Below are 13,837 nucleotides of genomic sequence, written 5' to 3'. Positions count from 1 at the left end.
ACCGCCGCCGGCGCACCGACGTGAGGAGAAGCCCCGATCATGTTCCCCCGCCAGCGGCGCCCCGTCCCGCCCGGCCCCTGCCACGGCCCCAGCGGCCGCCGGCCGCGCCCGTGCCGGCCGCCTGTCCGGCCGTCGTACCCGTGCCGCCCGGTCGCCTCCGCCCGCCCCGGGACGACGAGGTGAGCGCCGCGGACCTCAGCGTCTGCATCGTGGGGGCCGGCCCCCGCGGCCTGTCCGTGCTGGAGCGGATCTGCGCCAACGAACGAGCTGCCCCCGCCCCGCGCCGGGTGACGATCCACCTCGTCGACCCCTGCCGGCCCGGCGCCGGACGCGTCTGGCGCACCGACCAGTCCCGGCTGCTGCTGATGAACACCGTCGCCTGCCAGGTGACGGTGTTCACCGACGACACGGTGGCCATGAAGGGCCCGGTGGAAACGGGACCCGACCTGTACGCGTGGGCCCGCACGGTCGTCCTGGCCGCACCGCCCGGCCGGTTCGGCGACGCCGTACGCGCAGAGGCCGCCGCCCTGCACCCCGACACCTACCCCACCCGCGCCTTCTACGGCAGCTACCTTCAGGACTGCTACCGGCGCATCGTGGGCCGGGCCCCCGCCCACTGCCGCATCGTCGAACACCCAACCCACGCTGTGGCGTTGCGCGAGCAGAGCGGCACTCCGGGCGGGCCGCAGGTCCTCACCCTCGCCGACGGCACCCGCCTGCGCGACCTGGACGCCGTGATCCTCGCCCAGGGCCATGTGCCGCGCCGCCCCACCGCCGAGGAAGCCGCCTGGTCCACCGCGGCCGCCCGCCACCACCTGACCTACATCCCACCGGCCAACCCCGCCGACCTCGACCTGTCCACCCTCCCTGCGGGCGAGCCGGTCCTGATGCGCGGGCTGGGACTGAACTTCTTCGACGGCATGGCCCTGCTCACCCAAGGACGCGGCGGGACGTTCGTCCGCCGTGCGGGCCGGCTCACCTACCGGCCCTCCGGCCGTGAACCGCTGATCTACGCCGGCTCCCGCCGCGGCGTCCCCCATCACGCGCGCGGCGAGAACGAGAAGGGCCCCACCGGCCGGCACCGGCCCCGGGTCCTGACACCTGAGGCCATCGACGCGCTGCGGCGCCGCCGCCTGGCCGGGCAGGCGGTCCGCTTCCGCACCGACCTGTGGCCGCTGATCCGCCTGGAGGTCGAGAGCGTCTACTACGAGACACTGCTGCGCACCCAAGGCTGTACAGAGGAGGCGGACGCATTCGTGCCCGCCTTCCTCACCGCCGGCACGGCCGCGGCCCGCGCCCGCCTCCTGGACGCCTACCGCATCGAGACCGCCGCACGCTGGGACTGGGACGCGATCCAGCACCCCACCGCCGGCCGTCACTTCCCCGACCGCGCGAGTTTTCGCACCTGGCTGCTCGGCCACCTGAGCGAGGACATCCGCCAGGCGAGGGCCGGAAACGTCAGCGGACCCCTCAAGGCCGCCCTGGACGTCCTGCGCGACCTGCGCAACGAAATACGCCTCGCCGTCGACCACGGCGGCCTGGACGGCGACTCCTACCGCGACGAACTCACCGGCTGGTACACCCCGCTCAACGCCTTCCTGTCCATCGGCCCGCCCGTCTCCCGCATCGAGGAACTCCATGCGCTGATCGAGGCCGACATCATCCGCCCCCTGGGCCCCGGCACCCGGATCAGCCTGGACACCGACGGCACCCGGCCCGCGTTCGTCGCCACCACCGACTCCGTGAACACGGCCCCCGTCCACGCGCCGGCACTGATCGAGGCCCGCCTGCCCGAACCCGACCTGCACCACACCGCCGACCCGTTGCTGCGCCAGATGCTCACCACCGGCCAGGCGGCCCCCTACCGCATCGACACCACCGGCGACCGCGCCTATGAGTCGGCCGGCCTCGCCGTCTGCGAACGGCCCTACCACCTCATGGACGCCCACGGCCTGCCCCACCCGCGCCGCTTCGCCTACGGCGTTCCGACCGAGTCCGTGCACTGGGTGACGGCGGCCGGCATCCGCCCCGGCGTCGACTCCGTGATCCTCGGCGACTCCGACGCCATCGCCCGCACGGTCCTCGCCCTCACCCCCGCCCGCCACACCGTCCCCCTGCCCGGTCTCCCGTCGGACGTTCTGGAGATGACCCCATGACCCTCGCGATGAGCGGCTTCGACGGCGGCCCGGACGCCGGACTGTTCTCCCCGGTGCGGGTGGGCACGCCGGTGGAGGAGGCCGTCAGCGAGAGGGCCTGGCTGCAGTGCCTGCTGGACGCCGAGGCGGCCCTCGCCCGGGCCCAGGCCGCCCTGGGCACCGTCCCGGCCGCCGCCGCCCGCGCCATCACCCGCGCCGCCCGCGCCGAACACTTCGACCTGCGCGCCCTGGCGCTCCAGGCCCGGGAGACCGCCAACCCGGTCGTGGGGCTGGTGCGCGCCCTGACCGCGGTGGTGGCCGCCGAGGACCCGCAGGCCGCCGAGTACGTCCACCGCGGCTCCACCAGCCAGGACGTACTGGACACCGGCACCATGCTGATGTGCCGGCGGGCCCTGGAGCTGATCCTTCAAGACCTGGAGCGCACGGCCGCCGCGCTGGCCGCACTGGCCGGCCGGCACCGCGACACGGTCATGGCCGGCCGCACCCTGGCCCTGCACGCCGTCCCCACCACCTTCGGCCTCAAGGCGGCCGGCTGGCACCAGTTGGTGTCGGACGCCGCCGCCCGGATCGCGGCCGCCCGCGACGCCCTGCCCCTCTCCCTCGGCGGAGCCGCCGGCACCCTGGCCGGATACCTCCAGTTCGCCGCGCCCGAGGTGGTGAGCGCGGGGGAGTACGGGCAGCGGCTCGTGGACGCCTTCGCCGCCGAAACCCGCCTGGCCCGTCCCGTCCTGCCCTGGCACGCACTGCGCACCCCCGTCGCGGACACCGCCGCGGCGCTCGCCTTCACCACCGGCGCCCTGGGCAAACTCGCCGCCGACGTCCAGGTGCTGGTGCGCACCGAGATCGCCGAGGTCGCCGAGCCCGCTGTCGCGGGCCGCGGCGGCTCCTCCGCCATGCCGCACAAGCGCAACCCCGTCCTGTCCACGCTGATCCGCAGCGCCGCCCTGCAAGTGCCGCTGCTGACCGCGGGCCTGACCCAGTGCCTGGTGGCCGAGGACGAACGCTCGGCCGGGGTGTGGCACGCCGAGTGGCTGCTGCTGCGCGAGGCGCTGCGTCTGGCGGGCGGAGCCGCCGTCACCGCCGCCGAGCTCGCCGAGGGCCTCACCCCCGACCCGGCCCGCATGCGCCACAACCTGAACCTGACCGGCAGCCAGATCGTCAGCGAACGCCTCGCCGCCACGCTCACCCCCAGCATCGGCAAGGCGCGGGCCAAGGACCTGCTGGCCCAGGCCTCCCACACCGCCGACCAGCAGCGCATCCCCCTGCTGGAGGTGCTGCGCACCCTGCCCGAGGTCACCGCGCACCACAGCGACGCGGAACTGCAGCAACTCCTTGACCCCACCGCCTACGTGGGCGACGCACCGGCCCTGACCGCCCGCGCCCTCGACACCGCAGCGCCGGCACCAGCACCCCGGCCCACGCGGCGCGCACTCTGACACCGGCCGCCCCCCGCCGCCACCGCTGCGTTCGCGCACGTGGCCGATTCGAGTCTTCCTCCAGGTGCGTCGGCGAGGCTCGGAGGCAGCCGATGCGCTCTTGTCGAAGGCGGCGGCCGAGGAGGTGCGACACATCATGGGGGATGGCCCGCCGGTCACGCTCTACTGCTTCGCGCACGCCGGCGCGGGCGCGTCCGGGTTCGTGCACTGGCGCACCGCAACCGGCCCCGGGGTGAACACCGTTCCCGTCCTGCTGCCCGGCCGCGGCACCCGGCGCCGCGAACCCCGCACCACCTCGCGCCGGGCACTGCTGGACGCGCTCCTTGAACCACTGGCCGCACAGGTCGCCGACGGCCGCCCCTACGTGCTCTACGGGCACAGCCTGGGCGGCATCGTCGCCCACACCCTCACCCGCGCCCTGATCCACCGAGGGCTGCCCGCCCCCGCCTGCCTCGCCGTCGGCGCCAGCCCCCCACCCCAGAGCGCACCGGCCGGCCACCACGACCTGAGCGACGAGCGGCTGCTGCGGTTCGCCGCCGACCTCGGCGCGGCACCTGAGGGCGCACTCGCCGCCCCCGGCAGCCTCTGGTACCGCCGCGTCCTGCCCCTGCTGCGCGACGACCTCACCCTCGCCGACGCACTGCGCGCCGACGCGCTCGCCGACCCCTCCGGCCCGCTGCCGGTACCCGTCCTGGCCGTCGGCGGCCAGGACGACCCCGTCGTCGACGCGACGGTCCTGGACGGCTGGGCCCGCTGGACCACCAGCCGGTTCATCCATCGCACCGTCCCCGGCGACCACTTCTTCGTCCGCGGCCCGCACGCACCCCAACTGATCGGGCGCGCCTGCCGCGTGGTGCGACGCACCCGGCTCGTACCTGGGCCCCTATCTGGAGGACAACTGTGAGGGACACACGATGAGGCGGGTCGTCATCACCGGCATCGGGGTCGTGGCCCCGGGCGGCGTGGGCACCCGCGCGTTCTGGGACACCCTGACCGCGGGCCGCACCGCCACACGCGGCATCACCCTGTTCGACGCGAGCAGCTTCCGCTCGCGCATCGCCGCCGAGGTCGACTTCGACCCGGCCGCCCACGCCATCGCGGCCGCCGACGCCGCCCGCCTGGACCGCGCCGCCCAGTTCGCCCTCACCAGCGCCCTGGAGGCGGTCAAGGACAGCGGGCTGACCGGCGCCCTGGACCCGGTGCGCACCGGGCTCACCCTCGGCAGCGCGGTGGGCTGCACCACCGGCCTGGACACCGAGTACGGCGTGGTCAGCGAAAACGGCAGCACCTGGGAGGTCGACCACACCCGGGCCGTGGCCCACCTCTTCGACTACTTCGTGCCCAGCTCCATGGCCGCCGAAGTCGCCCGCGCCATCGGCGCCCAGGGCCCGGTCTCCCTGGTCTCCACCGGCTGCACCTCCGGCATCGACTCCGTCTGCCACGCCGTGGACCTGCTGCGCGAGGGCAGCGCCGATGTGATGGTCACCGGCGCCACCGAGGCACCGATCTCCCCGATCACCGTGGCCTGCTTCGACGCCATCAAGGCCACCAGCCCCCGCAACGACGAGGCGGCCACCGCCTCACGCCCCTTCGACCGCTCCCGCAACGGCTTCGTCCTCGGCGAAGGCTCGGCCGTGCTGGTCCTGGAGGAGTTCGAACACGCCCGGCGCCGCGGCGCCCACATCTACGCCGAGATCGCCGGATTCGCCGGCCGCAGCAACGCCTACCACATGACCGGACTCAAGAGCGACGGCGTGGAGATGGCCGAGGCGATCCGCGCGGCCCTCGACGAGGCCCGCCTGAACGCCACCGCCGTCGACTACATCAACGCCCACGGCTCCGGCACCAAGCAGAACGACCGGCACGAGACCGCCGCGTTCAAGCGCAGCCTGGGCGAGCACGCCTACCGGGTGCCCGTCAGCTCCATCAAATCCATGATCGGCCACTCGCTCGGCGCGATCGGCTCCCTGGAAATCGCCGCCAGCGCCCTGGCCATCGAGCACAACACCGTCCCGCCGACGGCCAACCTGCACGAGCCCGACCCGGCCTGCGACCTCGACTACACCCCCCTCACCGCGCGCGAACAGCGCACCGACACCGTGCTCAGCGTCGGCAGTGGCTTCGGCGGCTTCCAAAGCGCCATCGTCCTGACCCGGCCGCGACTTCAGGAGGCGGCATGACCACAGCCACCCTCGACCGACCCGCCGCCCGGCCCGGCGCCGGTGCCGCCACCGGCTCCGTCGTCACCGGCATCGGCGTCGCCGCCCCCAACGGCCTGGGCACCCAGGCCTGGTGGGCGGCCACCTTGCGCGGCGAGAGCGGCATCCGCCCCCTCACCCGCTTCGACGCCTCCCGCTACCCCGTCCGTATCGCCGGCGAGGTCCCCGGCTTCGTCGACGACGAACACCTGCCCAGCCGGCTGCTGCCGCAGACCGACCGCGTCACCCGGCTCTCCCTGGCCGCGGCCGCCGAGGCCCTGAGCGACGCGGGCACCGACCCCACCGCGCTGCCCGAATACGGTGCCGGAGTCGTCACCGCCTCCTCCGCCGGCGGCTTCGAATTCGGCCAGCGCGAACTGCAGGCCCTGTGGTCCAAGGGCGGCCAGCACGTCAGCGCCTACCAGTCCTTCGCCTGGTTCTACGCCGTCAACACCGGCCAGATCTCCATTCGGCACGGCCTGCGCGGCTCCAGCGGCGTCGTCGTCGCCGAACAGGCCGGCGGGCTGGACGCCGTCGCCCACGCCCGCCGCCAGATCCGCAAGGGCGCGACGCTGATGGTCACCGGCGGCGTCGACTCCGCCCTGTGTCCCTGGGGCTGGGCCGCCCACCTCGCCGCCGGCGACCTGAGCCCCGTGGCCGACCCCGCCCGCGCCTACCTGCCCTTCGACGCCGCCGCCGGCGGCCACGTCGTCGGCGAGGGCGGCGCCCTGTTCGTCCTGGAGAGCCACGCCGCCGCCCGCGCACGCGAGGCACACATCTACGGGGCGTTCACCGGCTACGCGGCCACCTTCGACGGCCCCGACACCCCCCGCCTGCAGGACGCCGCCCGCCTCGCCCTCGACGACGCGGGCCTGCTCCCGAAGGACATCGACGTGGTCTTCGCCGACGCGGCCGGCGCCCGGGCCGCCGACCGTGCCGAAGCCGAGGCGCTGGCCGCCCTGTTCGGCCCGCGCCGGGTGCCGGTGACCGCACCGAAGTCGATGACCGGACGCCTGCTGGCCGGCGGCGCCTCCCTCGACGTCGCGGCCGCCCTGCTGTGCTTGCGCGACCAGGTCATCCCCCCGACCACCGGAACCACAAAACCCGCCCCGGACTGCCCCATCGACCTGGTCACCGCGCCTCGCGACACCCGCGTGCGCCACACCCTGGTCCTGGCCCGCGGCCGCGGCGGCTTCAACTCGGCGGCCGTCCTCAGCGCCCTCTGACCGCAACCACACCGCCCCCGTGCACCGGGGCCGCCGGACGACATCCCCCGCGTCCGCCGGCCCCGGCTCCATGCCCCACCCCACCGGCCCCATGACAGACCCTCACCAACCAACGAAAGGCAGCACATGAACGCCCCGACCGCCCCCACCGCCCGCATGAAGAACCCCGCCATGGTCCTTCCCGACGCCATGAAGGGCATCCAGACCCTCTACCAGGCCATGTACCAGGGCGGCGTCGCCCCGCAGATCCTCGAACTGGTCCACCTGCGCGCCAGCCAGATCAACGGCTGCAGCGCCTGCGTCTTCGCCGGCGTGGCCGGCGCCAAGAAGCACGGGGAGAGCGACGAACGCCTGCACTCCGTGGCCGCCTGGCGCGAGGCACCGTTCTTCACCGACGCCGAACGCGCGGCCCTGGCCCTGACCGAGTCCGCCACCCGCATCGCCGACCGCACCGGCAGGGCCGTCTCCGAGGAGGTGTGGAACGAGGCCACGGAGCACTTCACCGAGGAACAGCTCTCCGCGATCATCCTCATGATCGCCCTCACCAACTTCTTCAACCGCCTCAACACCACCATCGAGGAGCCCGCCGGCGCCACCTGGTAGCCCGACGACGGGGTCGTGACACACGCCTTGTGACAGGCGGTGGCGCTGACAGCAGGGGCAGACCCCTTCCGTCAGCGCCACCGCCGTACCCGGCCCCCACCACAGGGCTGCCCCTCAGGCGGACCGGGCGTGCTCCCAGGAGCTGCCGACGACCGCGACGGGCTCACGCCACCGCGCACCCCGCCCCCGCACCGCCTCCAGCCGCCGCCAGTCCAGCGGCGACGCACGACGCTCCAGCCGGTCCGCCAACAGCCGCTCCGCCCGGTCGTACTCGCCGCCCGCGATCAGAGCGTGCAACAGCGTCTCCTCCACCACCTCCTGCTGCGCCTTGCTGGCACCCGTGCGCGCCAGCAGAGGCAGCAGCGGCCGCAGCCGCCGTACCGCCTGCCGCCACTCTTGCCGCACGACGGCCGACAGCGCCTCGCACAACGGAGCGACCAACAGCGAGAACACCGCCTGATGGTGGGCCAGCGCATGGGCCCGCAACGTGGCGAGGGCGTCGAGGTCCCCGGCCGCGGCGAGCGCCAGCGCGCCGTGCAGGGCGGCGAACCCGGTCGCCGGCGCCTTGAGCCAGTCCGGGGGAGCGGCGCGCAGCAGCTCGGCAACCGGCAGCTCACCACTCCAGCTGCCCGTCATACGCGCCCGCCACAGCAGCGAGGCGGAGTCGACCAGCAGCCGCCCCCCGCCCACCCGGCAGGCGACGAGCTCCTCGCGGTAACGGCGCAACAGCGCGGGCCGGTCGTCGAGCGACAGCTCGTGCAGGGCGGCATGCCAGGCCACATGAGGCCGCTGTGCCGCTCCCTCGCCGTGCCGGCGCAGCCACTCATCCAGCCAGACCAGCCCGGCACGGTGCTCACCGGTCTCGTAATACACATGGGCCCGCGCATGCACGGCGTGCCCGGCATCCGGCTGCGCCGTCAGCGCCCGGCCGGCCAATGCCTCGGCCTCCTCCCAGCGCTCCTGCTCCTGCCGTACGAAGGCCAACTGCCCCAGATACCACCAGTCGTCGCCGTATGTTGCCGACAGCCCCTCGACCAGGGTCCAGGCCTCCTCGGCGGCGGTCACCCCGTTGAAGGACACGGTCGGCACGGCCGCGCTCACCGCGAGCGCGTCCCGGGGATGGGCGGCGATGTGGCCCAGCAGGGCCGCCTTGCCCCGCTCCTCGGTACCGGTCAGCAAGGCGTCCACCGCGGCGACCAGGCTGCGCTCACGCTCGTCCGCTCGCACCGTCGCGGCCCGGCGGGCGGACGCCAACGCCGACGGTATCTGCCCGACGCCCCCGCGCTCGTGACCGAGCAGTGCCAACGCCGCGTGGCCGACGGCGAAGTCGGGGTCGACGCCGACGGCTTGCCCCAACAGCTCCTCCGCGCCCAGGCGGCCCGCCAGGATGCGTTCCAGGGCCCGGTCGTACAGCTCCGCCGCCTCGGACGAGGTGCTCAGCCGCTGCCCGTAGCGGTCACTCGGCGCAGGAACACGGCGGTCGGCGAGCGTCTCCAGCACGGTGTGGGCGACCTCGGCGGCCTGCGCGCGGATCTCCGGAACGGCGGTGGTCTCCAGCAGGTTCCCGCGCCGCGCGGCCCCGACCGCCCACAACCGCAGCACCGGGCCACCGGCCGCGGGCACCAGTCGCCCGTCACCGGCGGTGTCCAGTCCCAGCCCGGCCGGGCCGGGACGCCCGTACCCGCCCTCCAGCACACACCGCACCAGGGGCGCGACCGTGCCGCGTGAACCCGTGGGCGCCCCGGTGCAGTTGACCACCGCACCGACCCGCAGCCGTGTCCCGTCGCCGAGGGCGACCTCCACCGCGTCCTCGCCCGGCACGGCACCGGCCACCTGCCCGGCGCGGATGCGCAGCCGGCCCGACGCCAGCAGCCGGTGCAGCGTGGCCGCGCTCGCCGGTGCCATACGGTGACGGTGCACCTCCCAGAGCCGCAGATCCTCCTTCAGGAAGCGGACCCGGTCGGCCACAGGCAGCTGCTGCCACAACGCCGCCGTCACCGGGCGCAACCCGTCCAGAGCGGGCCGCCAGTCCCCCAAGACACGCCAGGTGGCGGACAGATGCCGCCGCACGCCGCGCCGCAGCACCTCCAGACCGAGCGAACCGTCCAGCTCCACCGGCGCCTGAACCGGCGCGGCCGCGGCAGGCAGATGCTGCTGCGGAAGCAGCCCGTGCCGGGACACCGCATGCACCACACGGTCCGGACGGGCCAGCGAGGCAGCCACATCGACCATGGTCAGACCGGTGCCGACCAGCAGAACATCCCCCGGCCCGGCGGCGAGGGAGTCCAGAGCCCCCGGCGCCCAGGGATCGGCGACGAACCGCCCGGAGCCCCGCAGCCCGGCTTCGGCCCAGTCCTGCGCCGGGGCGAGACTGCCCAACGCCAGCACAGCCGCATCCACTAGTAGCTCACCGCCACCGGACAGCCGCAGGGCCGCCCCGGACCCCTGCCCGCGTACGGCGACGACCTCGTCCCGCACCCGGTGCAGCCGGGCGTGCACGCAGGTCTCGGCGGTGCGCTCGACGACGTCGGCCAGGTACTGCCCGTACACCTGCCGGGGCACGAAGTCGCTGGCCGCAGCCTGCGGGTGACGGCCTGTCAGCCAGCGCAGGAAGTGCCCGGGGTCGTCGGGGAAGGCACTCATGCGGCCGGCGGGCACGTTCAGCAGATGCCGCGGATCGCACGTGCCGTAGGCGACGCCCGGCCCGGTCCGCTCCGCCGGATCGACCAGCCACACCCCGACCGCCCGGCCGAGCCGGTCGGCCTGCCGCATCAGCTGAACGGCCGTCAACACCCCCGCGGCGCCTGCCCCGACGACCGCGACGCGCCGCATCACAGCCGCCTTCCCGCACGCACGGCACCGCGGTCGGTGAAGCCCCCGCCCGCTGGGCCGCCCACCGGAACGGTCGCAGGACAGCCCTGCGTCCTTCCGCAGGCGGTCGCGGTGCCGTCACGGAAAACGACCTTGCGCATACGCACTCCTCACGCCGAACGGAGGTCTGTCACTCCTGCCCTCGGCGGCATCCTCGCCCGCCTCACTCGACCACGGGTCGAGGAACGGTCGCGATCCAGGTGAACCCCGCTCGCCCATGACTCCTGACCGGCTCCAGCAAAGCGGTACGGGCGCGGGCCACACGGACGGGGCGACACCGCAGCCTCGGCGTAACGGCCCTTGTGACGCCAGTGACAGGACCGCGACAAAAAGGCCCACAACTGTCAGTGGGGCTTCCCGGTCTCACTTGGCGTGGACGGCGACGACCGGCCGTCCCGCCACATCACCAACAGGGGGAACACCATGAAGTCGATCCGCCGTAAGGCAGCCACCGCCGGCGCCCTTGCCGTCCTGGCCCTGGGCGGCACGCTCGCCGCGACCACACCGGCCTCGGCCGCCACGGCCGGCGCCTACAACGGAGCGTGCGGCACGGGGTACGAGGTCTTCATGGCGACGCCGATCAAGTCCTCGCAGACCACCGTGGCCGCCACCACATACGTGGCCTACAGCTCCGCCGACAAGCAGTGGTGCGCTGTGACGGTGCGCAACAAGCCCGGTGTCCGCGTGTTCATGGAGGTCACCCTGGACACCTGGCCCAGCGGCAACCACCCGGCCAGGGACGCCGGTTCCTACACCACCTACGCCGGCCCGGTGTACAAGGACCTCCCCGAGCCCGGGCAGTGCATGACCTGGAGCGGTTCGATCGACATCTACTACAACTCCGACCAGGGCCTGTGCCCCTGACTCACATGGGCTGCCGTCGCGGCCGACCCCCGGGTCGGCCGCGTCAACTGCAGCGAGCACACCGCCCGCCGCGTCGCCGGCACCACATGGCCTTGCTCAGCGCGAGGGCGGGGTGCGGATGGAGTGGATGAGCGGGACATGGTCTGGGGATCCGTGGGCGTCTCCTGACCGCGGCGATCGGCTGGCTCTGCCTGGCGGACGAGCCCGCCCCCAGGATCTCCATGAGGCCATGGACGCCCTTCGCCGCAGACGAATGGGCGCGCTTTGGACGCCCTGCCGTGGGTGGACGCCGCCGGGTCTCGTGAGTCAGGACTTCGGCGTTGTATGGGGCTGCTCGTCCGGTTCCTCAGCTGTCATGTCTTCAAGGGCCGGTTCGAAGGTGCGGAGCCGGGCGGCTGCTTTGCGAGAGCGTTCGGCAAGACGCCGGTATCCAGCGGCCAGCTCGGGCTGTTTGCCGGCAACTCGTTCGTACTCATCGGCCATTGTCTCCTGGGTGGTGCTCAGTGCGGACACCACGTGCGCCAGCTGCCGCTGCAGGCGGGAGGCTCTGGCTTCCAGAGCCTCCAGGGAGGCAAGCCCTTCGTCGGTCTGGCGGGCCTGGGAAGCAGCCGTCTCCCGGTCGATGGCGTCCTGTTCCCGTGCATCGCGTGCATCTGCGCGCAGCAGCGCCGCTTCACTGCGGTCCAGCCGGGCGTTGCTGCCGTGTGCCAGCTGGCGGGAGCGCTCGATCGCCTCGTAGGAACGCTCCCGGAGGCTGGGTGCTGGATGCCCCAGTGTGCGAGCCTGCTCATCCAGCCGCCCCTCCCACCCCGCGAGCCGGCCCTCCCGCTTGTCGGCCCATTGTTCCCGCTCGTCGGCCACGCGTTCCCGCTCGTCGGCCGCTCGTTCCCGCTCGTCCGCCACGCGTTCCCGCCTGTTGGCAGCGGTGTCGGATGAAGGGCGTTCACCGTCCGACTCGCCGATCCCCATATCGGCAGTATGGCCGCAGACAGACGTGATCGTCACACCTTGGTCGCCGGTGAGTCCACGTAGGTCCACGACACCCCCGGGGCCGGTGCGGCGACCATCGCCATGCACGAGCGGCTGCGTGTGCGGAGTCATGTGCATCGTGCGGGGTCGGCTTCCCCGCTGACCTGGGGGTGACTGCCCAGGATCTTGCATGCGGCTTCGCAAGTCACCTGCCGGCCGCCGCATGATCGATGTCGTCGGGAATCGTCGGCGGGTGGACGACCGGCTTGATGAGGTGTGCTCCGCGTCGATTCACCGACTGCTCCCACACGTCACGCGACTGCGCAGGCCGCCCCTTGGGGAGCCGTTGGCCCCTGTGCCTACCGTGCGCGGGTCACATTCAGATCCACGAGAACGGTGCGGCCGTTCACGTGTGCGGGATGAGGGGCACCGGGCAGGGGGCGTGACGCAAGGTGGCGTGTGCGACGGCGCCGAGACGGGGCTTGCCGCCCGGCCGGAGACGGTGGCCGAGTACGGCGAGCGCGGCGTGGCGGGCCGTTGCGCTCACGGCTCCGGCGGGGACGTCCTCCACGCACATTTCTTCCACTCGTACGCTGGGGAACTTCTGCCGCCAGGGGTGCAGGGCTTCGGTGAGCCGGTTCTCGGCCTGACGGGCCTGGGGGGAGTGGCCGTGGCGGCGGACCGGGTAGGTGGGCAGCAGGCCGGCGGGCAGCCAGGCGTACAGGGCGCGCAGCGATGCCCGGCGGATGGCCGCTTCTTCGAAGGCGAAGGCGATGACGTCGTCCGGCGGCGCGTGGTGGCCGGCGTCGAGTGCGAGCAGGACCGGGCCCTGCGGCAGGTCGGCGGGGTGGGGCAGTGGTCGGACGAGGGTGAGGGGGAAGTCGGCCTGTGCGGCGGTCTGGGCGCCGGTGGAGCCCAGCAGGAGGGCCGAGGTGCCGCTGAGGCCGCGGGAGCCGAGCACCAGCAGTTGCGCGTCGGCGCCGGCCGTCAGCAGGGCCTCGTGCGCTGAGGTGTTGAGCAGCTGGGCGTGGAGGGGAAGACGGGGGTGCTTGCCGCGCAGCCGGTCCAGGGCGAGGTCGAGTGAGTGGACGGCCCAGAGGCGGCTTGCGGCCGCCTCTGGGCTGTCGGGCGGGGTGCCCTCCTCGCAGGACCAGGCGGCGAGCAGGTGCAGTGGGGCGTCGCGGAGTACGGCTTCACGGGCGGCCCAGGAGGCGGCGGCGAGGCTGGTGGCGCTGCCGTCGATCCCGGCGATGACGGGGCGGGACATGGACGCTTCTCCGATCCGTGGGAAGCGATCCGGGGGCCGGGGATCAAACGGATGTCCCCCTCACGCTGACGCGGGCACGAACGCTGGCGCGAGGGCCCTCTGTCTCCCGTCATGGGGCCGAACAGCCCTTGTCACTCAAATGGCGTGGGGCTGTCCCAGGCCAGGCCGTCTACAGCAGCGCTGTGACCTGCCGTGGCCGGGTCCATAGCTGTCACTGAGCGCCGGTTTCCGGCTCGGGCCGGGGGAG

10 protein-coding genes are annotated in these 13,837 nt (G+C 73.7%); 7 read left to right on the top strand and 3 right to left on the bottom strand.

The features are described 5' to 3' along the window. Window positions 1-179: 179 nt before the first annotated feature. The 6 genes from M8J74_RS42075 to M8J74_RS42050 all read left to right on the top strand — a co-directional run bounded on the left by M8J74_RS42075 (window position 180) and on the right by M8J74_RS42050 (window position 7,619). Window positions 180-2,156 (top strand): FAD/NAD(P)-binding protein, encoded by a 1,977-nt coding sequence (locus tag M8J74_RS42075; RefSeq protein ID WP_249841449.1) that lies wholly within the window; start codon window positions 180-182, stop codon window positions 2,154-2,156. Beyond that, entirely contained in the window at window positions 2,153-3,592 is a 1,440-nt protein-coding gene (locus M8J74_RS42070; RefSeq protein ID WP_249841448.1) for a nitrosuccinate lyase, read from the top strand. Before M8J74_RS42075 ends, M8J74_RS42070 begins: the two co-directional genes overlap by 4 nt. Window positions 3,593-3,728: 136 nt before the next feature. Further along, window positions 3,729-4,496 carry a thioesterase II family protein gene (locus tag M8J74_RS42065; RefSeq protein ID WP_249841447.1) on the top strand — a complete coding sequence of 256 codons (768 nt, stop codon included), beginning with the start codon at window positions 3,729-3,731 and terminating at the stop codon, window positions 4,494-4,496. A gap of 10 nt (window positions 4,497-4,506) precedes the next feature. Continuing rightward, window positions 4,507-5,772, top strand: coding sequence for a beta-ketoacyl-[acyl-carrier-protein] synthase family protein (locus tag M8J74_RS42060; RefSeq protein ID WP_249841446.1), 1,266 nt, complete (start codon window positions 4,507-4,509; stop codon window positions 5,770-5,772). Continuing rightward, window positions 5,769-7,016: a ketosynthase chain-length factor gene (locus tag M8J74_RS42055; RefSeq protein WP_249841445.1), complete on the top strand. Its 1,248-nt coding sequence runs from the start codon at window positions 5,769-5,771 to the stop codon at window positions 7,014-7,016. The genes M8J74_RS42060 and M8J74_RS42055 overlap by 4 nt, the downstream gene beginning before the upstream one ends. A gap of 126 nt (window positions 7,017-7,142) precedes the next feature. Beyond that, window positions 7,143-7,619, top strand: a complete 477-nt coding sequence (locus tag M8J74_RS42050; protein WP_249841444.1) for a carboxymuconolactone decarboxylase family protein — start codon at window positions 7,143-7,145, stop codon at window positions 7,617-7,619. Between the two features lie 114 nt (window positions 7,620-7,733). On the opposite strand, the gene M8J74_RS42045 is transcribed toward M8J74_RS42050, so the two are convergent. Then, window positions 7,734-10,451, bottom strand: coding sequence for an FAD/NAD(P)-binding protein (locus tag M8J74_RS42045; protein ID WP_249841443.1), 2,718 nt, complete (start codon window positions 10,449-10,451; stop codon window positions 7,734-7,736). Window positions 10,452-10,913: 462 nt separating this feature from the next. Between M8J74_RS42045 and M8J74_RS42040 the strand changes: the two genes are divergently transcribed. Next, window positions 10,914-11,354 (top strand): hypothetical protein, encoded by a 441-nt coding sequence (locus M8J74_RS42040; RefSeq protein WP_249841442.1) that lies wholly within the window; start codon window positions 10,914-10,916, stop codon window positions 11,352-11,354. A 306-nt stretch (window positions 11,355-11,660) separates the two neighbouring features. On the opposite strand, the gene M8J74_RS42035 is transcribed toward M8J74_RS42040, so the two are convergent. Both M8J74_RS42035 and M8J74_RS42030 read right to left on the bottom strand, forming a co-directional pair. Next, window positions 11,661-12,323: a hypothetical protein gene (locus M8J74_RS42035; protein WP_249841441.1), complete on the bottom strand. Its 663-nt coding sequence runs from the start codon at window positions 12,321-12,323 to the stop codon at window positions 11,661-11,663. Between the two features lie 406 nt (window positions 12,324-12,729). After that, the gene (locus M8J74_RS42030) at window positions 12,730-13,590 is read right to left on the bottom strand and encodes a universal stress protein (protein WP_249841440.1); all 861 of its coding nucleotides are present in this window, start codon (window positions 13,588-13,590) and stop codon (window positions 12,730-12,732) included. Between the last annotated feature and the right edge of the window lie 247 nt (window positions 13,591-13,837).

The organism is Streptomyces panaciradicis (assembly GCF_023516615.1).
GTDB classification, from domain to species: domain Bacteria; phylum Actinomycetota; class Actinomycetes; order Streptomycetales; family Streptomycetaceae; genus Streptomyces; species Streptomyces panaciradicis.
Note: the sequence above shows the minus strand (reverse complement) of the source record. Positions and strands in the feature narration are given on the sequence as shown.